Below are 26,087 nucleotides of genomic sequence, written 5' to 3' on the forward strand. Positions count from 1 at the left end.
TTCCAGATTCTAGGACAGGGGCCGCTTGCGTTTGGCGGTCAGCCGTCGGCGCGCTTACACCAACATTTCCGACGCGATCTCGACAGTCAGAGAGCATCTTATTCCAAAGGCGTATTTAAAACCCAGCCCCACTGAGGCGTAGCGGTAGTGTGGTAGTAGTTCAGCCACCAGGCCAGTGATGTCGTCCTAATGTAGCCGATGTTATCCATAACCAGACCGTTACCGACGTAAATGGCAATGTGTCCCCAGCGAGCCCCCGCATTAGTATGCGTATGAGTAGGGACCGCAACAATCATTCCAACCTTAAGCTGCGATATATCTCGACTATGACACCAATTCCAGAACATGTCGCATGCGTCACCGTTGGGATAAGACCCTAGCACGGGATAAAAAACCTCGCTAACCCACTCCGAGCACAATCCCACTCCAGGAGAAGGAACGTTGTAGCAGCGGCTAACAATTTGAGACTGAGAGGAAGTACAAGCAGAACGTTCGGGCTCTACCCAAGCACCAGCTACATTAAAGAAATACTCGCCATTATCGATACTGTTCCAGCCGGTTGCCATTTGACCTGACGACATAAGGTAATACCATAGCCCGTCGTCATCGCGGAACCAGCCTGTATTCATAACGCCAGATTCGTTGTCGAGGTGATACCACCTCTCGCCAATTAATTGCCAACCGTGCTGTAGCACCCCGTTTGAATCTGTGTAAAACCACGTCTGAGCCGCGGAAGACCAATACCAGCCTACTATAGGCTTTCCTTCAGCGTCGTTGAGCTTAATTGCGCCCACGCTGTCCTTGACACCCGATAACACAATTGCGCCGCTGCTGCACGCATAATATGCGTTTCCATCTTGCGAGAAGACCCAGGCGTTGCACACTAATGCGCCGCCACCATCCGAATCCAAATAATAGCAATTACCATTTACAGACTGAAATCCTTCGAGCATGGCGCCATTATTATTGGAATCAAGCAAATACCAGTTAGAATCAAAGTAAAACCATCCTGTACGAATCGCTCCAGAAGCATTGGCGCAATACCATGTCCCATCATTAACAAACCAACCAGTGTTCATGGATCCAGATTGAGAGAAATGATACAAACTGCCGTCCACAAGTTTAAAGCCTGTAGCCATTAATCCGGAAGGCTCAAGCCAATACCAAGTATTGCCAAGGAGCAGCCAGCCAGTATGCATAGCGCCCGAACAGTCCAAATAGTACCAGTTATGATTGTCTAAAACCCAGCCGGTCTTCATTGAACCTGATGTTTCGTCAAGGAAGAACCAGTGACCGCCGGTGGCAGCCCATCCCTTCAAATGCGCACAGGATTCAGAGAATAAGTGCCATCCATCACTCAGGTATCTCCAGCCAGTAGCTGCGTAGCCTTCGGAATCAAAATAATATTCAGCTCCCCCAATAGTCAGAAAACAGTTTGACGGCCAACCACCGGCCTCATATCTCCACCACCATTTACCGTTTTCGTAAACCCAAGAACCAGGAAGAGCGATTTTGCTATCAGAAGAGCGAACAATCTGGAACGACAACCGGGTGGTAGCGCCAGCGTAGTCCCCAAGCCCATTTACAGCTATATCAGCACAGCCAGGTGCAACATTATTCGCATATAAGACTTCATAATCAGTCCCACATGTAAGCATAAAACCGCTATCAGCAAAAACCGACACCCTCGGAGTAATCGCATCACCAGTGTATTCATATGTCGACAAATCGATAGACGCTGTGAAGTTAACTGAATCCGAAAGTAACCGATCACTATCCGATGGCCCAACTGGACCCTGTACCGATTGATCTGTAGAAATATCAGCGCCTAGAACCGCACAATCTTCGGGTAATGAAAAAGCAACCGTGGGGCATAATAGAGGGATGAAACAAATTGATACAAGGCAGACCACACCGATAAAACTCAAATAACGATTTCTCAACATTGCACTTTTCCCATAAAATCTAATTGGCCTTTGATAGACCAGGCCTAGTCAACCCTGAGATGAAGTCCCCAACTACAAGAAATTACCAAAGCAACTGCACGCGAGATGAATCTACAAACAGGAGGCGACGCTAATAAAACGAATAAGATATAGGCAGTTCATAACACAGACGCCAGTAGTAACAACGGAAATGGAAGTAGAGTTGAACCTAAATAATCGTGTTCTTAGTCCAAACAACAAAGCTGGTAAAGCCGGAAGAAAATAGCGCCCCTGAACACCCTGTATTACATTTTCATAGTTGAAGGTCCATGCCAACCACATTGATGCAATGGAACCGAGTGCAGCCAAAAGGAAAGCAAAAATGAAAAGAAACGATACAGGAGCAGCAAGAAACGAAGGCTCATCACTAGAGTCAAGGCAGCAAATAAACCCGAAAAACAAATAAGGAATCATATAGAATGCAGGGAAACGCAAGTTCTCTTGAAGCCATCCAAGGGAATAGCCCAAAGTCGTTTCCCAATAGAAATCACCTAGAGAGTCGAGAGTTCTACAAAAAACAAGGAAACTATTCTTTGGATGCAGCAGAATATCGCCGAGCGAATATAACTGCCCCGCTTCATGGCCCCGAGAGGAATCTGAAGTCTGAGAAACCAAGCTGCTCATCGATGCCAAACGTAAGGCCAATACAGAAAGCATAACGCAAAAGATCAACAAGAACCTGCTAAAACGCCCGGTCTTCTCATCAATGAACTGCGAAAGAGGGACGAACAATCCAAGTAAAATCAACCCTGAATAGATAACCTTGCACGGAGCCAAAAGAACCGAAATGATTAAATATATAAAGACTTCTCTTTTGCCTATCGACCGCTGTTCGCCAAAAAAACCGCGCATCAAACATGCGAATACCAGAAGTGAATAAGCAATGATTCCAGAATCATAGGAATATGAAGCTGCCAAATGAAGCGTCATGGGCAACAATGAAACGAATACAATGACCGATTTGCCTTTAGGTGCGATTCGAAATGCCTGGAAAGCGCAGAAGCAAAAAACGAGAGCCGAACCAATTCGACCCATATAGAACGCGGGATAAGCTCCAAGTCCAAAGAACAACCCTATCTGCAAGCCAATGATAGAGCCCAGTTTTGCAGTAATATTCTCGCCGCCGGCACTAAAAGAAAATTCACTGAAAGGAACCAGCTGCCCATTTCCAAATAGTGAAAAACCATCAATAACAGAATCAAATGAAGCTGAATTAATTGCATCGCCCGGTTGGCGGCTATTGTATAGCGCGTAATCAATATCTCGCACCAGAAAAGCACCGTCATTAGTCACATGGGCATTAAATGGAAGGCTATCAACCAACCAATAAGTCGAAAAATAATGATGGCCCTCATCGGGCGCGGTGAACGGAGGGAATATAAAGCAGAATATGATTAAAAATGATATGAGCAGTACCAAGAATACCCACTCACTTTTAAGGCGATCCTTATCCCTAGCAAATACGCTGCCGAGTACGAGAATTATAATTAACGAAATCGCAATTGTAAGCAGAACAAGCAATCTAGGATTATTTAAGTACCAAAATACTGAATAAACTGCAAATAAACCGGCAAAAGCAAGAAAAGCAGGTTTACATCTTACAAAACTCGTCATGCTGGAATCCTTCAATTTCAAAACTCACATAAGCGCAACTAAATATAGTGGCAGCAAGTATATCAACAAGCTAATTATTTTCTCAGAGCTTGCGTCGATGATATCAACGCATGAACAGTGCCGTAGCATCCGACTTCGGAGGCTAATATCCGAATTCAGTCATACACGAAGCGCTCGCCAACTGACTCAGAGGAAACGTTCAACACAGAGACGTTAAAGAGTGTTGCTATTCATGCTGACTGAATATAGTCGATGAATTACTTTCGCAACCTTTTTAGGCCAAAATTTCTCAAGCATAGCAAGGTCTTCGGAGCTCCGTGTATTATTTTGGATCAAGGAGGTCGTCTCAGATTCTTCGTGAATTCGATGACGCATGAGAATCTCGGGAGAATAAACAAAAGAACCTTCAAGTCGCGAGAATCTCTCCCACGCTTCCCAGTCCAAGTCACACTTCATCTCACTCGAAAACAAAGGTGTCTCGAGATTAGACATAACATACGTGACCGAAGGGCAACAAATCGCAGATCCAAACCGCAAAGCCCGACGCTTGTCTCTGACTATAGATGAATTACCAACTCGAGCGAATTTTCTTAGTATTATTCTTTTCACTTTAAGAATCGAGATGTTATCGACATATTCCCCATTACGAATCTCCCCATAATTAGAAAAGAAGATCAGGGGATGATTGGAGGCGTTAACAGAGCGAAGCATTTCAATTGAATAATTAGGGGAATACAGATCATCTTGATGAGCAATGGTGACCAATGGAGTTTGAGCATGAGAAATTGCACAATTCCAGTCATGACCAATCCCTGGCATCCCATTGTTAATAAATACAGGCAAGTTATAGCTAGAAGCAACCTGCTCAATATGCTTATTCGGAGTAGAAGTAGAGATAAGGATCCTACTGGGTTGTTGCTGGTTCATTAAAGACGATATACAGTCGCTCAAATACGGTGATTCGCCATAGGCGCAAACTACGAATGTATGATCATTACACGTAAACATAGAACTACTTATCCCTCAGAATGCTCTCGATATCTTTTTCAAGCAATGCAACTCGTTGAGTTAAGTTCTTAATCGCATCGGCCTGTTTGCTGGCAATTAAACTAAGTGAAAGCATGATTAAGATTCCAAAGACAAACCCCAGAACAAATATAAAATTGGAAGGCGTGGCAAACCCCATCGCCGACGATAAATAACACAGGGGCTGCGGAAATAGAGCAGACAGGACTAGGACTAGGACCAACGCCAGCCACAATAGAGAATACTTAAGTTGGAGCCTGCCACTCACAATAAGCTTAACTACGTATGCAGCGAGTAAAATACAGGCCGCTGCTACAGAAACGCGAAGGGTTACCGGCACTTTAACACCTCGTTTTTGAACATGCGGAAATAATAATTGCAAGGGTAACTTTGACCATGTAATAGGCACTCGAAAAGCCCGAAATGGATGATGAGCCCCCTTGTCTCTCTTTCATGACAACGGGAACCTCAGATACAGACAGACCACGAGCAAGCACTGAGACAATAGAATCGGGTTCAGGGTAATCAACTGGATAGTTATTACAGAAATAGTCAATAGCCTTCGGTCCGCAGGCCCTAAATCCAGATGTCGGATCAGCTATGTACTTACCAGTACACATTTTAATCACCCTAGTAAGCCATGAAATACCCACTCGGCGTAAAAACGTAGACTGAAACCCCCCAGTTCGCTCGAGAAACCTAGACCCGATAACCAAGTCACAGCCAGCTTCAATCTGCTCAACCATACTGGAAATAAAACAAGGATCATGCTGCCCATCGCCATCCACCTGAACGTCGATGTTATATCCATATTTTTTAGCGTACTTATGACCGGCTTGTACAGCCCCTCCAATGCCAAGATTCTGCGGTAGATCAAGTACATTGAGATGGTTAGCATGACAAATCTCAAGCGTGTTATCAGTTGAACCATCATTGACCACGACATAATCATATCCTGAATCAATCACGGCTTTAACTGTCGCACAAATTGATTCAGCTTCATTATAAGCAGGCACAATAACTAGCACCCTATAATGATTGCTCATGAACAACCTTTCAATGATAGCCCGTTATCCTTAGCTAAAAGTAAAAGTAGCACCAACAAGACGAACAACATGTTATGCAAGGAGCTAGCATGATAGGCAACACAGTATCCACAACAGCCCTAGAACATATAAACACTATAGCTGTTAACACCATCGACAATCTGTGGTCGGCGTAGTGACCACTGTGATAGCCGCAAAGTGTCCTGCATCTACCCTCTTGCAAATGCCACGAATCTTATAGAAAAGAACTAGACAGATGAGTTGCTTAATCAAATATAGCTAAGATTCTACTAGCACGGCTCATCGTAAATGACCGTCAGAAAGAACCGAAGCGATTCTTTCGCTTGCATGGCCATCACCATAAGGATTGGATGCGTGACTCATCGCTTCATACTCTGAGACATCCGAGAGCAACCTGCTAAACTCGTTGTAAATTACATCTTCCTCTGTGCCAACAAGTTTCAAAGTCCCCGCCTTAACGCCCTCAGGACGCTCAGTAGTGTCACGCATGACAAGAACAGGCTTGCCAAGGCTTGGCGCTTCTTCTTGAATACCGCCTGAGTCAGTAAGTATCAGATAGCTTTTAGCCATAAAGTTATGAAAATCAAATACTTCAAGGGGGTCAATAATATGCAGTCGATCAAATCCATCTAGCTCTTCATGGGCAGCCTTGCGAACAAGAGGATTCATATGAATAGGGTATATAGCTTTGGTATCGGGATAATCTTCCATTACGCGACGAATAGCACGGAACATGCGATGCATAGGTTCACCAAGGTTTTCACGGCGATGTGCGGTGATAAGAATCAAACGAGAACCCTTTGCCCAGTCAAGCTCATGATGTGAATACTCCGGATCCACAGTAGTATGAAGTGCATCAATTCCCGTGTTACCTGTAACCCAAATCTTATCGGGTCTTTTTCCCTCATCGAGAAGGTTTTGTCTGCTCACCTCGGTTGGTGCGAAATAATATTGACTCACGATGTCAACTGCTTGGCGGTTAAACTCCTCTGGCCAAGGACTGCCAATATCATGTGTGCGTAAACCAGCCTCAACATGACCGACCGGAATTAGCAGATAAAAACAAGCTAAGGCTGCAGCAAAGCTTGTCGTGGTATCTCCATGGACAAGCACGACATCCGGTCTTTCCCCCTCAAGAACCTTCTTGATTTTAAGAAGAATGTTACACGTAACATCGAAAAGAGTCTGACCAGGCTTCATGACTGCTAGGTCAATATCGGGTTCCACATTAAAGACATGCAAAACCTGCTCAAGCATCTCCCGATGTTGACCAGTCACGACAACAACGGTACTGAAATCATCCGGATGAGTTTTGAGCACATTCACAAGTGGGCACATCTTAATTGCTTCCGGACGAGTTCCGAAAACTAGCATTACCTTTTTCATTTCAAGAACCAGCCCCTTAAAAAACCATTGAAATACATATAGTCATTACGAACAAATAATAATCATTTAAATAATTCAGAGGGAGAAGTCAGGGAGAGAGCAATTCGCCCTGAAATCAAATGATGCAATTAAACGAGATTATTAAAATGACGTCTCAACAAGATAGACAATACGACAACCATATATACAAGTCCAAAAAGACAAGATATTAAGCTACACACTGTAACACCATTTAAATTGAATACTTCTACGGAATACTTCATTGAACTAAGTGAAACGATAAACATCAACACGCCAGCAACAAGGGTATGCGAAAAATACCTAAATGAAATCAACAAATCATTGACAAGCCACATCAGACCAGTCAAAACAGCAGAAGCTATCATAGGTGGAACTAAATACATGAAAGGTAGTATTTCATCACCAAATACAAATGAAAATAAGCTATTTCCAAACACCTCAAAACCAATACCGAACACAACGGCGATGATTAACGCACCAAGTAAGCAGGCAAAGTATAGGCGAAAGAAAGAACGCCTGTCTTTATCTGAATAACTTTTCGAGAAATAACCGAGCAGGGGGTTATACAAATATGAAACACCCATTTGAATGATAGCAATAGGAGCCGCAATAGATGAGTAGACCCCAAGAGCAGAATCCCCCAATGCAGAAGATAAATATTGGCGTGGAATTGACGATGACGCGGAAACCGCTATGCCAGCAACCACAGCCGGCAAGCATGTTATCAATAATCGCTTTGCCTTATTTCGGCTAATTCCAACAACAATGCTTGTTAGCGCGGAAGTTCGTGGCAAATCGTAAAACCATCCAACTAATACGACCGCAATAAACATTGCAAATATAGCTAGCGGCACCGAACGAAAGCAAGATAAAGCAACACAGAAAAAAACTAGAGACAAGGCTCCCTGAAGCGCAAGTGAGACTCCAACATAATCCATCCGGGAAAACTGCTGATCAGCAGCATGAAGGACATCTATCAATTGGTTGGCGCTTTTATATAAGCCGTAGAGAAAAATGCAGAAAACGGAAACAGGGCGACAAGTAAATAGCGAATAAGCAAAAGTCAAAACAAGTGATAAAAGTATGGTTAGTAATCTAAAGGAAAGATACTCCCCTACCGTGTTTTCCCCATTAACATCTGAAACTTGATATGTATACATCCTATATTGAGCAATTGGGAAAAAAATGCCATAGACAGACATCGAAAGCGAGTATAAGCCAGCATCAGAAAAACCAAAGGATAGGCGAACCACCAGCACACTTATTAACCATTGGCAAGATAAACCGATAATCGAGCCAATAGAACTCCATAAAATATTAGACTTTATCGAAAGAACTTTATCGGAACCCAACAATTACTCCGTTCTTGAATTAACTGATGCAGTTAATTGATGAGACACCTGTTTATCAGCAGGAGGAATGATCATATAGTCGCCATAAAGCTGAGTAAGCATCTCATCATAATGAGTTGGGATTTTAAATTGATGGCCCTCAAATTCTGCATCCATTACATCCGTAAAATAACTATTTGGAAATGCCTCCCTGAGACCAAACCCCCATCCGATTTGTCCCGCTCTCTTTGTTTCGCCAATAACATATTTTCTTGAAAGTTTATGTAAACGCTCGGAAGCCCATTTCTCTATAGGCAGCACTAGCGAAATGGGATAAAAAATAGCCATGAGAATTTTCATGCTAATCGGATGTGGATAATGGAAGTTGAGCCTTGATACAATACAAATCAAATCAAGCAATTTCACTTCATAAAACATAATAGTGGCCTTTAGATTTGAATCGGATATACCGTCAATTGGGAACACATCTATCCAAAGCCATTCTGGAACTGAAGGGCGATCCCTCTCTGTCCGAACGGAGATCATAGGATTAATTACTTTTGCGAATGAAGGTAAATACCCATCAATCTCTGTAGCCTGAACGCGAAGCCACGGAGAGAACCTACCGCTTTGAACAAGGCCAAGAAATTTATCGTAATCCTTCCGCGGCATGACAACATCTATATCATCATCCCAGGGGATAAAACCCTTATGACGCACGGCACCGATTAGAGTTCCATACGACAGCGAATAGCACAAATTATATTTCTCACAAAAATCGTGAAATTCCACCAAGATTTTCAGTTCTTCGTGTTTCACCGCATCAAAAGAAAGAATTTCATTCGTCATTAAAAAACCAAGCCTTAAGAAATGAACGAAGTATATCTATCCGAATAGTTCTGATTGTCATCATATGCATCGGTTAACAATTTCTCGCAACCCTTAATAAAGCTATTCGAATCTAGACTGGTATAGTATTCGAACAATAAATCGGGCCAATTAACATTTGTATTATCTAAATCAAGTGTAAAACCAATACCATAATCACTTGCCATTGTTTCCATTGCGGTATTCGGGCAAACAAGAATTGGCATATGAAGCTGGGCAGCTATATACATTTTGTTAGAAATAGCGTAATCGAGAAATGGATCCCCATTGCCGTACAGATTGTGGATTATGTTGACTCCTGTATATAAAGAGTACATTTTTTCAGGTGCAAACCTCCCTAACAGTTGGACGTTTTCTACGTGATTATTTCTACAATAATCCTTTAGCTTTTCAGATCCAGCTCCTGCAAACATCAAACGGAAACGTGAATCATTTTTAAACATATTAATCAACTTAACATGTTGCTCAATATACTGGCCAACACTACCAATGAATGCAATCACGATCGGTAAAGAAGGATTGCCATTTAAACTATTCACACATGAACTAGCATCAAGATCAGAGAATGACGGTCGCTGTAGATTGTGGACATAACTGTATTCAGAAGGGGCGAGAAAAGCGGCATAAAAACGTGATGAAAGCACCACGATTCCAGCAAAGGACACTATAGCGCGAGACATGAGGCCCAGAATCGGATTAAACTCTCCTCCGTAATCTCGAACATCCATTACATAGCGTTTGCGATACTTAATAAGCAGTGCAGGAAACGCAAAATAACCAGCAATAGTATTAAGTAAAACTATGTGATCAAAATCACTATTTAATAGCTGTTTATTTACAAACAACATATAGGCAAAATAACTGTAAAGCCTGCGTAATAAACCAGTATCTGGGCAGGGCTTAGCATATTCAATGCCCTTAATCGACCCTAGCGTCTCTTCCACGCCATCCCTATTCCAGTAGACAAGGTATTTTTCCCCGGGAGTATTATCGACATAAAAGTTGAACAAATAAGGACATAGATACGCATTACCACTAAGAACAAAACAGGTTTTTTTCATCTCTTGAATTACTCCAATGCCCAGACTAATTAATCCACTTAGTAGATATCTTTGATGAATCGTCCATTTATCAAACCAGTACGAAACTTGACCCTCTTACAAAAGACATGCGACTTATTCTTCCGTTGAAGATATTGATGCAGAAATCTCTTAATACGTAACAACCTTTGTTCCATAAGGAATATTATCGTAAATCCATTTTGCGTTCTGAATCTCAAGGCGAACACATCCCGCAGAGGATGGAACACCCATCGTGGGATCCATCACGCGGTTGCTGTTAACGTAGTAGGGCGAGGAATGGAACAGGTAATCACCATAGAACTGCGTGTAGTAATAGCAAGTATATCCATGCCCAAAGGAGTATCCCTTTCCGTAGACTTGGTACTCCCCTTTCACCGTAGGTGTGCTGGCTTTGCCCGTCGAGCATACATATCGACGGTTTAAGGTCCAATTATTCCATGACCCAGTATAAATGCTCGTAACACAACGTGACGTATCGACAAGTATCAACCAATTTGTATTGCTTGAATAACTTTGAGCTTTAGCATCCATATAGTCTGACACCCACGCACCGTTGGCCATGAAGTAATTCCAGGATCCGTCCACAACGCGCCAGCCAGTAGCCATGGCGCCACTAGCGTCAAGCCAATACCAGGTACCCCCCAGGTTAAGCCACCCTGTTTGCATATAACCAGACGAATTCAAGTAATACCAAGATCCGTTAACGGAAAGCCAGCCGGTTTTCATAACGTAGGTAGATGGGCCCAAATAGAACCAGGAGCTATCCTTGTACAGCCAGCCAGATCGTGCATAGCCAGCGGTCTCATCAAAGAAATACCATTTTCCATTTACGCTCTTCCACCCAACGCAGGGGGAGCCATCGGTTGGATCAGCATAGAACTTGCAGCCCCCAAGCGTCACAAACCCGTGAGCTTCGGCTAATTCGCCATCGCCGTTTGATGTAAACAGTTTTCCATTACGCAATGCTCCACACAATGAGCAATCAGAACCAGCAAAAGCCTTAGACGGCTCTTCTGCATACGAGCCCTGAGCATCTACCCATTCACGACAAGCAACAGCGCCTGAAGCTTTTGCATAATAGCTTTTCCCATTTACAGAGAAATGGCCAAGCAGCATTCTACCGTCGGCGGCAGGATCGAGATAATAGCATTGACTACCGTCCTTCAGCCATCCCGTCTTTACAATGCCCGAGGCATGAGAAGGCTCAGCGTAATACCAGTCTCCATCGCTCATAAACCAGCCGAGTGACAGCGCTCCCGTTGAAGAAAAATGATACCGATTGGATCCGATGACATAAAAGCCGGTAACCATTCTATTGTCATTTGCGACATCAAGCCAATACCAAGCGCCGTTCACCGAACGCCAGCCCGACGCAAGTGCGCCGGAACCGTCAGCGTAATACCAGTCCGTACCATCAAACGCCCAGCCTACAACCATTGCGCCGGAATCAGATAAATAGTAACGAGACGAACCGACGGAAACGATACCCCTAGACATGGCGCCATCATTGGCGGGATCAAGCCAATACCAACTATTGTCAGCTTGGAGCCAGCCTGTTAAAACTTCACCATGGCAACCCCAATACCATAAACCGTTATCAAGACACCATCCATTAATCAGCCCATAGGCTCCAAGAAGATAAGGATGCCCATCAATAACACGTCGACCAGTAGCCATAGAACAGCTGTTAAGGGAGTCAAACCAGTACCATTGACCTCCTATAAACTGCCAGCCACTTGCCAAAGCGCCTGATGGACTCGCGTAATACCACTTATTGTCAGTAAAAATCCAGCCGCAGCTCATTGCACCGTCACGAGCGGGGTCCAAATAGTACAACGAGTCGTCAATATTCTGCATTCCGGTCAAACGACAGCCGTCAAGATAGTAATACCAGGACAAACCGTTCCATTGCCATCCAGATAGCTTTTCTGTCCTCGACGGTTCTTGGCTTTCGACAACCTGTTGGTTCGAATCTTCCGATGTTTTGCCGGCACAATCACTGGAATCTTGAGAGCAACCGCCATCGACAAATGCTCCCGACCCTCCTGTCGAGTCGCGGTCAACGACACCGTTATCCGCCCCCTCTTCCACGGCATAAGCAGTGCAAGAAAATGCGGGAACTGAAACTGAGAGCAAGGCGGAAAATAGCATCAAGCCAATTACTCGCCAACAAATTCGATGTTCAATCTGGACATTCATTTCAGGCCCCCAAACCGATATCGACCGTCTTACAGCAAATCAATTAAATAAATGGACGGGCTGCGCCGATCACATTTCCCCTTGCGCTAATGGGATGAATTCCGACGCCCTGATGAGGCCAGGAGTCAATCATCATACCGCCGCCAAGTGCAATTGCGATATGCCCACGGTAATAAATCACATCGCCGCGCTGAACCGAGTTCGTGCTCACGGGCATAAAGATATTGCTTCGATACCAATTCATCGAATTGTAGGTTTGGCTTGGATCCCAGCGATGGTTATAAGGGTTGTAAACACCCATATCCATGCCAGTAGCATAAAGGCACTGCAAGACAAAACCAGAGCAATCAACAGCTCCACCGGGAGCGGTAGACCAAGGCTCAATATATTGCGTACCAATATACTCATAGGCGCGCTGGATAAAAGCGTTCACGCAATCTTCCCGCGTTGCTTCGACAGAAATGCGAGAAGGGGTCACATAGGTAAAGTATCCGGTGCAATAGCTAGGCAGCTGAACAGTCCAAGAACTGACCTGAGGATACTGGGATGGATTTTGCCAGCCAACTTTGTCGCACTGTCCATCGCTCCAGAAAACTCGACGAACGCCATCGATGGTCCTTGCGCCCGTTGCCATAGCGCCGCTGCCGTCTAACCAATACCACTTACCCGAATCTTTAAGCCAGCCAACATGCATGCTTCCATTGGACTCAAGGTAATACCATGTTCCATTCAGGCATTTCCAACCAGTTGCCATTTTTCCGTCAGCGTTTAGGTAATACCATGCACCGCCAGTAAAAACCCATCCGGTCTTCATCACGCCAGAATCGGCATCAAGCCAATACCAATCGCCGTCAATCTGCAGCCACCCAAGATGAATGGCACCCGTTCCGGGCTCAGCGTAAAACCTAAGATTTGCGACATTAACCCAGCCGGACGCAACCTGCCAACCATCAGCTCCAGCGGTTTTTAGGATAGTGCCGTTTTCGCGAATCACATCCTTGCAAAGATATCCATTATCATTAGCGTATCTTTGAACGCCGTCATTAACGGTAACCCAGCTTGAAACCACAAGCCTACCGCTCTGGTTTGCAAAACAATCGTTGCCGCCCACCTCAAATAAGCCCGTTTTCATGAGATGGCTAACAGGGTCCAGGTAATACCAGCTCGTGCCCTCTTTATACCAGCCAGAAATAAGTGCACCAGATTGGGAGGCGAAATACCAGCCGTCCTCGGACTGAGCCCAACCAACAGCCATAGCCCCATTGGGGTTCAAATAATATGCCGCGTTACCAAGGTCTAAATACCCAACGAACATTTTGCCGTCGGAAGCTGGGTCGAGATAATACCAAGCGCCGTTAACGAGTTTCCAGCCAGTGGCCGCAATACCGTTAGAGCAGCAATACCAATCTGCTCCGTCTTTGTACCATCCATTTGCGAGGCCATAGTCACCAAAAATGTAGGTTCTTCCATCAATCTTTTGACGACCCTTAAACATGATGAACGTCTGTGGGTCAAAATAATAGCGAGCCCCACCTATCGTTTGCCATGACGAAGCAAGGGCACCCGATGAATAAGCCCAGTACCAATTCCCGTCAACGAGAATCCAGCCGGTTTTCATAGCACCAGTGGCATCTAAATAGTATTTCCCGCTCCCGAGGTCGACAAAACCAACCTGCATTATATGGGTGGCAGGATCCAGGTAATACCATGTGCCGTCTTGATAAAACCAATCAGCAGCTAAATCGCCTCCAGCATTGGCATAAAACCAATTTCCATCTGAGTTACGTAGCCAGCAGTTCTGATATAGCGCGCCAAAAGGCGTTGCGGCATTGCCGTCATTCGCATAAAACGAAGCAGTCGATCCGCCAGCATCGGTCACATTGAAATAACCTGTCTGCATTGCACCATCATTGGCCGGATCAAGCCAATACCAATAGCCCCCGCTTTGCAGCCAGCCAGTTTGGTGTTTACCGTTTTTTCCGTAATACCAAACTCCAGACGACTCGTCTCGTTGCCAGCCATCTTTTATGACGGAAGAATTATCAGGTTGCAAATCATCGGAAACCACAGAAGAAAAATCCGCTTTTGACTCAATACTCTGAGCCTCAACGGAATCCTGTGCAAACGCGACATTCGCACTCAGGGGCAAGCAGCAAGCAGTGATTAATGACGCAGCAGCACAAACAAGCGTGGCCTTCTTTTCGAATCGATACATAAGCGACCCTCCCAGATATCCTATTTAGTTATTTTAATCCACCTTTCGAGATTGATTTTCGCTACTTTCTGTTCAGTCTATGTAGCTAAATACAATTGATTGAACATATCGTTCAATCATTCTATTCTTTTCCTAAGCAATGAACATCTTAATTGGAGGCCTGCAGTGGAACTGACCAAGCGTAACTTTACAGTTCTGTACGAATACCTAAAGAACCCATATGCCAGCCAGCGAGAAGTTGCCGAGCGCACTGGCCTCTCACTTGGATCGGTAAACGCAGCAAATAAAGAGCTTACGAATCAGGGCCTTCTCGAATCGGACAGCCTAACCGACAGCGGTTACGAAGCGCTTCATCCCTATAAGGTTGAAAACGCAGTGATATTGGCTGCGGGGCTTTCGAGCCGCTTTGCTCCCATTTCGTATGAAAAGCCCAAAGGCCTTTTAAAAGTACGTGGTGAGATCCTCATTGAGCGACAGATTAGGCAGCTGCAAGACGCAGGTATCAGCAATATCACCGTCGTTGTCGGCTATAAAAAAGAATATTTCTTCTATCTCGAAAGCAAGTTCGGCGTCTCGATTGTCGTCAACAACGAATATGCATCCAAAAATAACCACGCATCGCTTATGTGCGTAAAAGAGCGGCTTGGCAACACCTATATTTGCTCAAGCGATGATTACCTTCTAAACAATCCGTTCGAAGCATACGTTTGGAAAGCATTTTATTCTGCTCAATATGCTGAAGGCGCCACCAAAGAATGGTGCATTCAAACCGGAGCAATGGACAGAATTACCAATGTTACGATTGGCGGTTCCGATGCTTGGTATATGCTCGGACATGTCTACTTTGATAAAGCCTTCTCGCTTGCATTTAAGCAGATTCTCGAAACGGAATATAACAAGCCCGAAACAACGGACAAGCTTTGGGAAGATCTATATATCGAGCACATCAAAGAGCTCGATATGGTTATCAAGAAGTATCCTGAGGGCGAGATCAACGAATTCGATTCTCTTGATGAGCTGCGTGCCTTTGATCCGCATTTTATCGAAAACGTTGACTCCGATATTTTCGATAACATCGAGCAAGTGCTCGGCTGCTCCAAATCAGAGATTCACGACGTTTATCCCCTTAAACAAGGTCTTACGAATCTATCGTGCCACTTTAGAACCAATGACGGAGAGTACGTTTACCGCCATCCGGGAGTCGGGACCGAACTGCTTATTAACAGAAATGGAGAAGTAGCCGCACTTAAAAAAGCCAAGGAACTCGGCCTTGACGACACGTTCATTCATGAGGACCCAAAGCGTGGTTGGAAAATTTCGAAGTTTGTACCCAACGCAAAGCAGCCTGATCCGCATGATGCTGCCCAAATGAATCGAATGATGCAGATGTGTCGTTCGCTTCACGAGAGTGGTGCAAATGTCGAAACCGAATTTGACTTCTACCTCGAAGCGAAGCGCTACGAATCACTTCTTCTGGAAAAAGGTCCCATCGACATTCCAGGCTACAGGGAAATGTCCGCCGAAATCGATGAATTGGAGCGCTTTGTACAGGCCGATAATGCACCAAAATGCCTTTGCCACAATGACTTCTTTTACCTAAATTTCCTTATCGATGAGAACGACAAGTACTATCTCATTGACTGGGAATATGCTGGCATGAGCGATTACGCAAACGATTTTGGAACGTGCAGTGTCTGCTGCGAGCTTTCCGAAGATGAAGTCGACCGCGCGCTTGATGCATATTTTGGGCGCAAGGCAACAAACAACGAAGTTGCGCATAACTATGCGCACATTGCCCTTGCAGGATGGTGCTGGTACCTCTGGTCTCTTCTGAAAGAAACCGAAGGTGACTTCGTGGGCGAGTGGCTCTATATCTACTTCAATTACGGTGCCAAATACCTTAAAAAGGCACTGGAGATCTATCGGAAAGGTGAGTAACGATGCAATTCGGCTTTTTTAGCGGCCTTCTTTGGGGCCTTGATACAGTAATTCTTGGAATCGGTTTGGCGCTCGCGCCCTATATTGGATCGGCGGAAGCGCTTGCATGCGCCTCCATTGCGGGATCCTTTCTCCATGATGCCTTCTGTGCAATCTGGCTCTTTGGCTACATGGGAGTTCGAGGCAGATTAAAAGACACGCTCGCTGCACTTAAAACTCGTTCGGGCAAGGTCGTCATCGCCGGCGCTCTGCTCGGTGGGCCTATCGGGATGACCGGCTACGTATTGGCAATTAATAACATCGGAGCTGCCTATACGGCAATCATCTCCGCCTTCTATCCCGCGGTCGGAGCATTCCTTTCTTTCGTGCTGCTGAAAGAGAAAATGGGCAAAGGACAGATTCTTTCCCTTCTCGTTGCTCTTTGCGGCGTAATGACGATGGGCTATCTATCGGCCGGGTCGAGCGAGATTGCAAATGCCCCTCTCGGCTTACTCGGCGCGGTGCTTGCCGTTATCGGATGGGGATCCGAAGCGGTGCTGTGCGCATGGGGAATGAAAGATGATGCCGTTGATGACGAAACGGCTTTGCAAATCCGCGAAACTACAAGTGCGCTTGTTTATGGAGTGCTCGTACTCCCCCTCTTCGGAGCATGGCATTTCACGCTGGGTGCTATCCCGAGCATGCCCACATTGATTATTGCACTCGCCGGACTCGCGGGAACTGCATCCTATCTGTTCTATTACAAGGGCATTGCAGCAATCGGAGCAGCGCGTGCGATGGCTCTGAATATCTCCTATTCGGCATGGTCGGTGGTCTTTGGCCTGATCTTGCTTGGAATAATTCCCGACATGGCATCCGTAATCTGCTGCATTGTAATTGTATGCGGAACAGTTTTGGCAGCCAGTAACTGGGACGAACTATTTGAACGTAATAAGACGGCTTAGCTTGATTAACAATGTAGTAAAAGGGGAGAGCTCGTCGAGCTCTCCCCTTTTAGCATCATGGCTATTCAATTACCACGGCCTGGCTATCCATCTGTTGCCATGTGCCGAAGAACACCTGGGCATTTCGCGTAACATTGCCGTTAATCGAATCCGAAAGATAGACAATTCCCTGCTCGTCATCATAGCCTTTAAGGACTACGGCATGATTACCGCCCCACAGGCCATAAGAATGCCCATTATACCAACGTGCAGCATAACGGCCTCCTGGCCAACTTCCCCACTCGGTATTCCACATCTCAACAGGTTGACCACAGGTCAGTCTGTTCTTAATGGAAGAAATTGACGAGAAAGAGACGTCTTTTGCCTGCTTGCCACTTCCAGCAGCACGCAGAAAGTTATTACCAGCAATAGTAATCGCAGGTGCGACGCATCCCATGAGACCCCCGCTGCTACGCCTTGGATTGCCATCAAAAGCGGTAACAAAATTGCCATTGCTTCCCTTGGGCAAATAGTAATCCGCAATAATCGTCTTACCTAAACCGAAACCATAGTAGTTAAGCAAGTTTGTAAGGGCAACCGACTCACAGCCAGTAGGAAGTTCCGGGTACTGCGAATAGCACGGGACATCGACCCAAGCGCCAACCATTGCGCCGGATGAACTGAACTTGTAGTCAGTAGAGCCGATCCAATACCAACCGTTACTCAACATTACTCCCCCACGTGCGACATCAAGGTAATACCATGTGCCCCCAAGGGAAAGCCATCCCGTTTTCATCGCGCCAGAAGCGGAATCCAGCCAGTACCAGTTGCTGCCATCGTTAAGCCAGCCGGTCGCCATTCGACCATCCGGGTTAAAGTAATACCAAGACCCAGCAATTTGCTGCCACCCAGTCAGAATTACTCCACTAGCAGAACAATAATATCGAGCACCCTGACTCTCAATCCAACCAGTTCTGGCATTACCGTCGTCGTCAATCAGCTGGATTCCCGAATCGGTCATGATGCCTTTAAGGTCAATTGCGCCGCTGGATGACGAATGATACATCCAAGACCCATCACCGTTTGACCAGCAATTAGCCATCATCTTGCCGGTACTATTAAATATGTATTCACATGATCCGATAGTTTGAACGCCCGGTGGCCATGGCGTGCGTCGTGGGGTCGAGCCAGTACCACGCACCGTTTAGGTTGAGCCAGCCGGAGGCGAGGGCGCCGGAGCCAGTCGCGTAGTACCAGGTCCCGCCGTCGAGGACCCATCCGGTCGCCATCGCGCCGGAGGCGCTGAACCAGTACGCTGAGCCGTTGCACGCGTGGAGGCCCGTCACCATGGCGCCGCCCGCGTCGGGGTCGAGCCAGTACCAGGAACCGCCGGTGTAAAGCCAGCCGGTCGAGGCGATACCGTCAGCGAACCAGTACCAGGAGCCGTCGACGAGGCCCCAGCCGTTAAGGGGGCCGCAGCTGCCGAAGTAGCGGCGGACGCCCTGCGCGTCCGTCTGGTAGCCCGTCAGCATGGCACCCGTCCGGGCGTCGAAGCAGTAGGGCACGCCGCCGACGGATACGGGGCCGCGCGCCAGCGCGCCGGAGCCAGTCGCGTAGTACCAGGTCCCGCCGTCGAGGACCCACCCGGTCGCCATCGCGCCGGACGAATTAAACCAGTACAGGGAGCCGTTGCACTCGTGAAGGCCGGTAGCCATGGCACCGCCCACGTCGGGCTCGAGCCAGTACCACGTGCCACTCTGAAACAACCATCCGGTATACGCCTTGCCGTTGGAGGCTGCATAATACCAGGTGCTGTCAATTAGTTGCCAATGATAAAGGGAGACATCAACATACGCGTAGTTCATATCAACGTTGCCGTTGATTCCAGGGACTTTTCCGTTGCTCTTATACTGCCAAAAACTGTAATTGCCGGTATAGTCACATTGCGAGTTATATTGAGCAATCCAATGATCCCAAGAGCTACTCTTAAATACAGAGTCAGTCAAAATGTTGTTAAACCAATTTAAATTTGCATAAATACCAGGCTCATATCCTGCGGCAGAAATCCTATTACAAAAAACCTGCGCCCTCAATGCAATTCCGGTTTGACGTCCATTTGCAATTATCGAGTTATCCTCAAGATCGTAATACACCGGCAATCTTGGATTATGCCCAGAAAGGCAATTGATCACCATTGATGCCTCATCAGCTGCCTGCTGATTATCAAAAGCATATGAATAGATATAGACGCCGTAGGGAATTCCGAGTCGCTCGCACTCAGAAATATTTCGATTAAATTGATAGTCAACTCGACCGCCCCAAGATGGAGCGCCAAATCCAACACGCAGAATAGCGAAATCGATACCAGAAGCCTTAACAGCATTCCAGTCAATACGTCCTTGATGCTCACTGACATCGATGCCCTGCGCCGTAGCCCCATCGGGAAGAATGTCCATGGACAATAAGGCTATTCCATCTTCTTCGGAAGAAGCATCCTCTGCGACCAATTGCCCATCCTCATAACGCCAGGAATTCTCAACTAGGGACCGCGCAGCTTCCGCGTTCGAGGGAAAAACAAACACAGAAATGGGCGCAAGGACCATCAGCACCAACAATGCCGAAAATAACTTAAGATGTTTGCTCATGTAAACCTCGTCATTCGTTCTTGTTTGCGTCTAGCTTACAGCATGGCTGTGAAGGATTCCCGAACATCCAACTGGACAAGGCGCCATCCAGGACGACAAATAACTGCACGCAATACCACAATGTAAACAAGAACTTCCCAGCAGGGTGAAACCAAGGACTCCTGGTCCCTACTCTTTGCCCAAAGAATGCCGACATCAGTTAGCTTTCAAACCAGATGTCAAAAAGGCAGGGGGCCCAGAGAGTCCCCTACAACTCGGAATTCTAACGAATCAATATTACTTTCGATGGACCCAAAGCAGTCAAACCAGAAATACGGTTTCCATAACCGTCACTATGCCAAAACAAGTTTTCGCTCGGCGAATTGCCCCAGAAAAAGCCAATGTGGCTATCGTCCGCATATGGGTTGTAAGGATTGAAGAATACAATGTCCCCCTTACGAGCCAAACCGCTACGTAACAACTCATCAATAGAGTTGAAATAAGTCACGTTTGCGCACGTATCGATAGCGTAGCCGTACCAACGATAAGCGTTAACGCAGCCGCCCCTTCCGGGACCACCACTCCAAGGGGAATGGCTCTGCTCGGCGGCAATTGGAGCTAAATTCCCGCCTGCTTTCATATATGCATGCGATACAAATCCGCCGCAGTTCATACCGGTATACCCGTCCCAACGAGGATCACCCTTTGGATACATGCATGATTCTTGGCTAAGATGCGTATCATAGCGTGTTCCACGGTAATAGCCATCGTTCTCGTGGCTCATAAGCCAATTGACCAGGCTGGACCTATTAACCCCTAAAACAGAACCAGACGTATTCAACCATGCACCACTTGCATTGAAGTAATAGTCAACGCCATCGATTTTCAGCCACCCGTTAGCAAACATGGCGCCCGAAGGCTGGAGCCAGTACCACGTACCGCCGTCATTAAGCCATCCAGTTTTCATCTTGAATGTGGAAGGGTCCATCCAATACCACGCACCGTTGACATATTGCCAACCAGACTTAAGGACACCATTGGAAGATGCGTAGTACCAAGTATTGCCGTTTTCGTCAGAAGCGTCATTCGACATAATCCAACCAGATGCCACATTAACGACACCGTTTGCGTCCGCATAGAAAACTGCGTCTCCAATATGAATTGTACCTGGCAATGAAGACAAGTCGGCACGATCAGCGATTACGGGAGATCCATCAGATGAAGTAGGCAACGGATCGCTCAGTGCTCCAGACGAATTCGCCCATGACATACCGTCGCCCAAGTTAATCCAGCACGAAGATGCCATCGCGCCGGAATCATAAGAAAAATAGTGCGTGCTTCCTACCGCGAATTCACCAGTACGCATTGCGCCGGATACATCATCAAGGTAATACCAGGCGCTTCCGGACTTTATCCACCGTCCTCGTTGAATAGCTCCGCTTGATGCGGCGTAATACCAAGTACCATCAGCAAGTGCCCAGCCTGTTGCCATGGCACCTGAACTCGTAAGGAAATAGGTGGACGAGCCCACTTGCACAAAGCCCGTGAGCATAATATGGCTTCCTGGATCCAGGTAATACCAAGAATTCCCTAGAAGCAACCAGCCTCCATGCAGCAAGCCGTTGGAGTCAGCGTAATACCAGTTATTGTCAACAAGTGCCCACTGAGAGGAGAGCATGGCCCCCGACCCGTTAAAGATATAAGGGGTTCCATTGCATGCATTCAGCCCGGTTGCCATAGAACCGTCCGCAGGATCAAGCCAGTACCAACGGCCCCCATCCGAGAGCCAACCCTTTACCAGGGCGCCAGAGCCGGAGAAATAATGCCAGACGGAAGCATCAAGGTGCCATCCGATAAGCATTGCGCCAGAAGAGGAGAATCCATACGTGGCTTCCCCGATCTGCAGCATTGTATCGTGGACCATCTTGCCCTCATCATCCAGCCAATACCAGTTGCTGCCGTCTGAAAGCCAGCCTTTTACCATGGCGCCAGAACCGGAGAAATAACGCCAAGCAGAAGTGGAGCCCGTAGAATCTAGGTACCAGCCGACACGCATTGCGCCCGAAGAGGAGAAGGCATACGTCGCACCCCCGACTTGAACCAACCCATCCTGAGCCATTCGACCTTCGTCGTCGAACCAGTACCACCTACCGTTTATATGTCTCCAAGAAGAAACAGCGATTGTTCCGTCGGACAAGCCCCAACGCCAAAAACCAGCCCCTTCTTCGGGTGATATCCACCCCTGATGCCAAATAATTTGATTCGAAACCTCGGAAGGGGTCTCATTATCCACCTGAGAGTTCTGCTCGACAGCGAAGGTCGATTCGCGCTGAGCATCAACGCCTGACTCGACAGAAGCAATAGCAACGTTAGATGCGGGACCTTCGTCAGTGTTATTCAAATCAAGGGCGTATAACATCGAGGGCGAACCCAAAAGGAGCCCCAAAGAAACAAGGCCCGAAAAGACCAGCACCCCGAATGACCATTTCTTCATAGCAGCACAGTATCCAATCACGCAGTGGCCCCGTCACCTCAGGGCAACGGGGCCTCAATCAAAACTAACTCAGTAATGTACTAGCCAATTTGCTGGCAGTTTTTGCACTCTCGTGAAGCGCCACGCCTCTGGGCCTCCTGGATAGAGATCTGCGAATAGCCCTTTGCGTCCTTGCCAACGGTACGGCACTTATGCGTATGGTAAACATGGCTACCGCTCTTATACCAAACTAAACCGTAGCCCGGAATCCACTTGCCGTCCTCGCCGACATAGTAGGAGCCAACCCAGGCATTCGTAGCCATGGCACCGGAAGACTGGAGGTAGTAGTCGCCGACCCAGGCGTCGTGGGCCATAGCGCCGGAACCGCTAAAGTAGTACCAGGCGCCGCCGACCTGACGCCAGCCGGTGGCCATCGCGCCGGAATCGTCGAACCAGTACCAAACTCCACCAACGTTAGCCCAAGAGTTAGAGGCATAGCGCCCGAACCTCCGAGCCAATACCACGTGCCGCCATTGCTGAGCCAGCCGGTTGCCATGGCGCCCGAACCGCTCGCATAGTACCAAGAGCCGCCTGCCAAGAACCAGCCAGTGGCCATTGCACCGGAGTCGCCGAACCAGTACCAGGAGCCGCCGAGGCTGCGCCAGCTGTTAGCGACCATGGCGCCCGAACCGTCGAGGTAGTACCACGTACCGCCGATGTTGAGCCAGCCAGTGGCCATCGCACCGGAGGCATTAGTGTAGTACCAGGTACCCGAATCGTTGATCCAGCCAGTCAGCATGACCCCAGATTCGTTGAAATAGTACCAAGCCCCGCCGAGATTATGCCAACCGGTCAATAGCTCACCGTCGGAGGTCGCATAGGACCACTTTCCGTAGATGGAGTCGTAGAACCAGCCACTATGCTGCATGCGGCCATCGGCGTTGGCACCAGGGGTGTTCAGGAAGTAGTTCTTGCCGTCAATCTGAACTCGGCCGTATGCCATATCATGGTTTTCGGGATAGAAGTAATACTTGTCCCCACCGATAGACTGCCAGCCCGACACCGCGGTCCCGTCAGCGCCAAAATAGTACCAGACAGCTTCGTATTCGTTATGCCACTGGTTCGTGACCATGGCGCCAGTTTCGGGATCGAAATAGCGAAGGTTGCCGTCCTCGCACCGAACGAGTCCAGTCTTCGGACGACCGTCGGAACACCATTCCGTAATCGGTCCACCGCCTTCGCCACCGCCAGCAATATCAGCAAATGAGGGCGCCGGGGCAACCGTCATGCAGGCAGCAGCAAATGCAACAACTCCCAGCACTGTTAGTCCGTGCCATCTTTCTCGAAGGTTTTTCATACGACATCCTTTTTCCGAGATTTAAGGCTCTCTTAAGTTATTTTTAAACTATCAATTCAGTATTTCAACGGGAAATCGATAAAAGGTGTCTTTGTGACTGCAATTTAAATATGAGTCGCCACACCTCAACCGTTACGCTAAATAGCTTCTGAGTCAAACCGAGCACAGAAGCGAACCAATTTAATTAATACGGCCACCTAAAAAATCCTGACACACGTTTTCGATATGACAAGAGCCGCTTCAACGAGGAGGACTTGAACCCCACCGCTCTTGCAGCTCTTGAGGATACTTTGCCGGATCTTGGAATTACTTCGCTCTAAAGCGAGAAGTACTCACTGTCGGAGGATAGGTTTGGTCCGAGCCACGGATCGCCTCCCAAGAAGAACTCAGGCCAGCGTTGCATGAACAGCGCCTGTTCACGTTTCCAGCGGCGCAGTTTTTCCTCGTTGGCCTCTTCCCTGCCACGTGAGGTGAACTCGTAGTGGTACAGCTCGGCATAGGGCGTAAAGATGGTGCGGAAGCCCGCCTCCCCCTGGCGCCAAATGCCTCGACCGCGAAGCTGTCCAATTCAAGATGGTCGGCATCGGTCCAGGCTCGGAAGCCTCTGAGACGCCCGACTCGTAGTACGTGACCTTGTCTATAAACAGGCTTTCCGCACTCACAGCATAAGAAGGCCCGTGCAACAAAACACAAAGGTAGGCCAGAGCAACAAGCAGGATGCAACGGCGATGATGGCCCAACAAGACAACAGGCATGAGTGCGCCGATCTACACGGCAAGCCAATAAACAGGGTTGGGAAATGCCTGGTGGCAGTACTCATCAGCGTATTAAGATCAAATCCTAGCCCAGACTCATAACAGATCGAATCCCTGCAACAGCGGGAAAAGTCGACGTAAATCGTTTAAGTATGCGGCAAGCGGAGAGAGTGTATGGGCGCTCGCACGCGTCTTTGAATCTTCTAATGAGCAAGAAGAGAGGGATCTAGGAGAGACCTAATAGTTCTTGGAAGCTGGGAATCATCGAACTCACCATCTTTAAACAAGAGGGAATCATATAGCTTCTTATCGTTCTGTCTCGAAAAGATATGAGTGACCAGATGCGCATCGTGGGCCTTTGAAAAACAATCTTCGTCCCTTAAAGATTCAGCAATATAACAACCGCCCCTATAGTTCATGAGTAAGGAAAAGTTTAAGTCTGTTGTTCCAAACTTATAGCACTGCGATTTTGTTGATATGTCTTCGAGCATAAAGCACGCGGAGGTTGCAAAAGAGGCAAGCTGAACAATATGGTTGACTTTTCTGCGACACAGAGCGTAGGGATGGCGATTCGAAAAGTCGATCTGCGACGCAGCAAGTTTTCCTCTGGATGCCAATTTGAAAAACTGCTTAGCCGACAAATGACTATCTACGCCAGTTAAATGCTTGAAATTTTCGGCCTTATAAATAACTTCGATATACCTGTCATCGAAAACGTACATGAATGACTTTCCGACAAGAAAACCGCGATAAAGTTTTGCTGCCTGATTAATTTCCGCAACTATCGCCTTCCGATCTTCAGCCCTACCCATACTGCCCCAATCAAAAAAGCCGGGATAACCCCGGCTGATAATCAAAGAGGCGGTTTTCTGCTGGCTGTCAGCCGCGGCATCCTCACGGAAACCTAGTTGTCGCCGGAATTATAGTCCCCGGCGCGGACTCACCTTATCTCCCCGGTGCGGGCTCGATATCCTCTCGGATATCTAATCGTCTTGGACTTTTTACCTGCCCAAGCACAGTACAGCTTTTACGTGCCGCCACACGGAGCTTAGCTCAAGATTATTATCTATAACTCAAGCCACTAAAGCAAGCTACGCACGGGCATGGTCAAATTAAATTCAAACCTTGATTATCAACTTCATCCGAACACCTCCCACATTCATCCGCACATGTGCGGATGAATGTGGGAACCCGATACCCTGA

General features: G+C 47.2%; 18 protein-coding genes and 1 pseudogene. 2 read left to right on the forward strand and 17 right to left on the reverse strand.

From position 1 onward, the window contains the following. Positions 1 to 98 precede the first annotated feature (98 nt). The 11 genes from GPK39_RS08710 to GPK39_RS09670 form a co-directional block, all read right to left on the reverse strand. Entirely contained in the window at positions 99 to 1,946 is a 1,848-nt protein-coding gene (locus tag GPK39_RS08710) for a hypothetical protein (RefSeq protein ID WP_082421900.1), read from the reverse strand. Positions 1,947 to 2,057: 111 nt separating this feature from the next. Next, positions 2,058 to 3,599, reverse strand: coding sequence for a DUF2142 domain-containing protein (locus tag GPK39_RS08715; RefSeq protein WP_215675068.1), 1,542 nt, complete (start codon positions 3,597 to 3,599; stop codon positions 2,058 to 2,060). Between the two features lie 213 nt (positions 3,600 to 3,812). Then, entirely contained in the window at positions 3,813 to 4,607 is a 795-nt protein-coding gene (locus tag GPK39_RS08720; RefSeq protein WP_082421899.1) for a glycosyltransferase family 2 protein, read from the reverse strand. 4 nt (positions 4,608 to 4,611) lie between these two features. After that, positions 4,612 to 4,965, reverse strand: coding sequence for a DUF2304 domain-containing protein (locus GPK39_RS08725; protein WP_055286595.1), 354 nt, complete (start codon positions 4,963 to 4,965; stop codon positions 4,612 to 4,614). A gap of 1 nt (position 4,966) precedes the next feature. Further along, entirely contained in the window at positions 4,967 to 5,671 is a 705-nt protein-coding gene (locus GPK39_RS08730) for a glycosyltransferase family 2 protein (RefSeq protein ID WP_082421898.1), read from the reverse strand. A gap of 300 nt (positions 5,672 to 5,971) precedes the next feature. Then, positions 5,972 to 7,078 carry a non-hydrolyzing UDP-N-acetylglucosamine 2-epimerase gene (gene wecB, locus GPK39_RS08735; protein ID WP_215675070.1) on the reverse strand — a complete coding sequence of 369 codons (1,107 nt, stop codon included), beginning with the start codon at positions 7,076 to 7,078 and terminating at the stop codon, positions 5,972 to 5,974. A gap of 128 nt (positions 7,079 to 7,206) precedes the next feature. Next, positions 7,207 to 8,451, reverse strand: coding sequence for a lipopolysaccharide biosynthesis protein (locus GPK39_RS08740; RefSeq protein ID WP_215675072.1), 1,245 nt, complete (start codon positions 8,449 to 8,451; stop codon positions 7,207 to 7,209). Between the two features lie 3 nt (positions 8,452 to 8,454). Continuing rightward, positions 8,455 to 9,279 carry a LicD family protein gene (locus GPK39_RS08745; protein WP_055286589.1) on the reverse strand — a complete coding sequence of 275 codons (825 nt, stop codon included), beginning with the start codon at positions 9,277 to 9,279 and terminating at the stop codon, positions 8,455 to 8,457. Between the two features lie 14 nt (positions 9,280 to 9,293). Beyond that, positions 9,294 to 10,262, reverse strand: a complete 969-nt coding sequence (locus tag GPK39_RS08750; protein ID WP_156327692.1) for a glycosyltransferase family protein — start codon at positions 10,260 to 10,262, stop codon at positions 9,294 to 9,296. Between the two features lie 267 nt (positions 10,263 to 10,529). After that, positions 10,530 to 12,599 (reverse strand): L,D-transpeptidase family protein, encoded by a 2,070-nt coding sequence (locus tag GPK39_RS08755; protein WP_215675074.1) that lies wholly within the window; start codon positions 12,597 to 12,599, stop codon positions 10,530 to 10,532. A gap of 43 nt (positions 12,600 to 12,642) precedes the next feature. Continuing rightward, complete coding sequence (locus tag GPK39_RS09670) at positions 12,643 to 14,814, reverse strand: NlpC/P60 family protein (protein WP_215675076.1); 2,172 nt, start codon at positions 14,812 to 14,814, stop codon at positions 12,643 to 12,645. Positions 14,815 to 14,979: 165 nt separating this feature from the next. On the opposite strand from GPK39_RS09670, the gene GPK39_RS08765 reads away from it, so the two are divergent. Next, complete coding sequence (locus tag GPK39_RS08765) at positions 14,980 to 16,752, forward strand: phosphotransferase (RefSeq protein ID WP_215675078.1); 1,773 nt, start codon at positions 14,980 to 14,982, stop codon at positions 16,750 to 16,752. 2 nt (positions 16,753 to 16,754) lie between these two features. Beyond that, a complete protein-coding gene (locus tag GPK39_RS08770; protein WP_215675080.1) occupies positions 16,755 to 17,696 on the forward strand; it encodes a DMT family transporter in 942 nt (313 codons plus the stop codon). A 61-nt stretch (positions 17,697 to 17,757) separates the two neighbouring features. Here the strand turns inward: GPK39_RS08770 and GPK39_RS08775 are convergent, their stop codons facing one another. From GPK39_RS08775 to GPK39_RS08815, 6 genes and pseudogenes are all read right to left on the reverse strand, one after another. Next, entirely contained in the window at positions 17,758 to 18,741 is a 984-nt protein-coding gene (locus tag GPK39_RS08775) for a C39 family peptidase (protein WP_215675082.1), read from the reverse strand. A gap of 64 nt (positions 18,742 to 18,805) precedes the next feature. Continuing rightward, positions 18,806 to 20,320 carry a GH25 family lysozyme gene (locus GPK39_RS08780; protein ID WP_215675084.1) on the reverse strand — a complete coding sequence of 505 codons (1,515 nt, stop codon included), beginning with the start codon at positions 20,318 to 20,320 and terminating at the stop codon, positions 18,806 to 18,808. 262 nt (positions 20,321 to 20,582) lie between these two features. Further along, a complete protein-coding gene (locus tag GPK39_RS08785; RefSeq protein ID WP_215675086.1) occupies positions 20,583 to 22,793 on the reverse strand; it encodes a hypothetical protein in 2,211 nt (736 codons plus the stop codon). A gap of 80 nt (positions 22,794 to 22,873) precedes the next feature. Next, entirely contained in the window at positions 22,874 to 23,296 is a 423-nt protein-coding gene (locus GPK39_RS09835; protein WP_423237421.1) for a hypothetical protein, read from the reverse strand. Continuing rightward, positions 23,266 to 24,129, reverse strand: a pseudogene (locus tag GPK39_RS09585) (N-acetylmuramoyl-L-alanine amidase family protein); the annotation flags it as partial. The pseudogene GPK39_RS09585 and the gene GPK39_RS09835, both read right to left, overlap by 31 nt. A gap of 958 nt (positions 24,130 to 25,087) precedes the next feature. Continuing rightward, on the reverse strand, positions 25,088 to 25,696 hold the full coding sequence (locus GPK39_RS08815; protein ID WP_215675090.1) for a PBECR4 domain-containing protein: 609 nt from the start codon (positions 25,694 to 25,696) through the stop codon (positions 25,088 to 25,090). Positions 25,697 to 26,087: the final 391 nt, after the last annotated feature.

Origin of the sequence: Collinsella aerofaciens, from assembly GCF_018785245.1 — a bacterium.
Lineage (GTDB): Bacteria > Actinomycetota > Coriobacteriia > Coriobacteriales > Coriobacteriaceae > Collinsella > Collinsella aerofaciens_AD.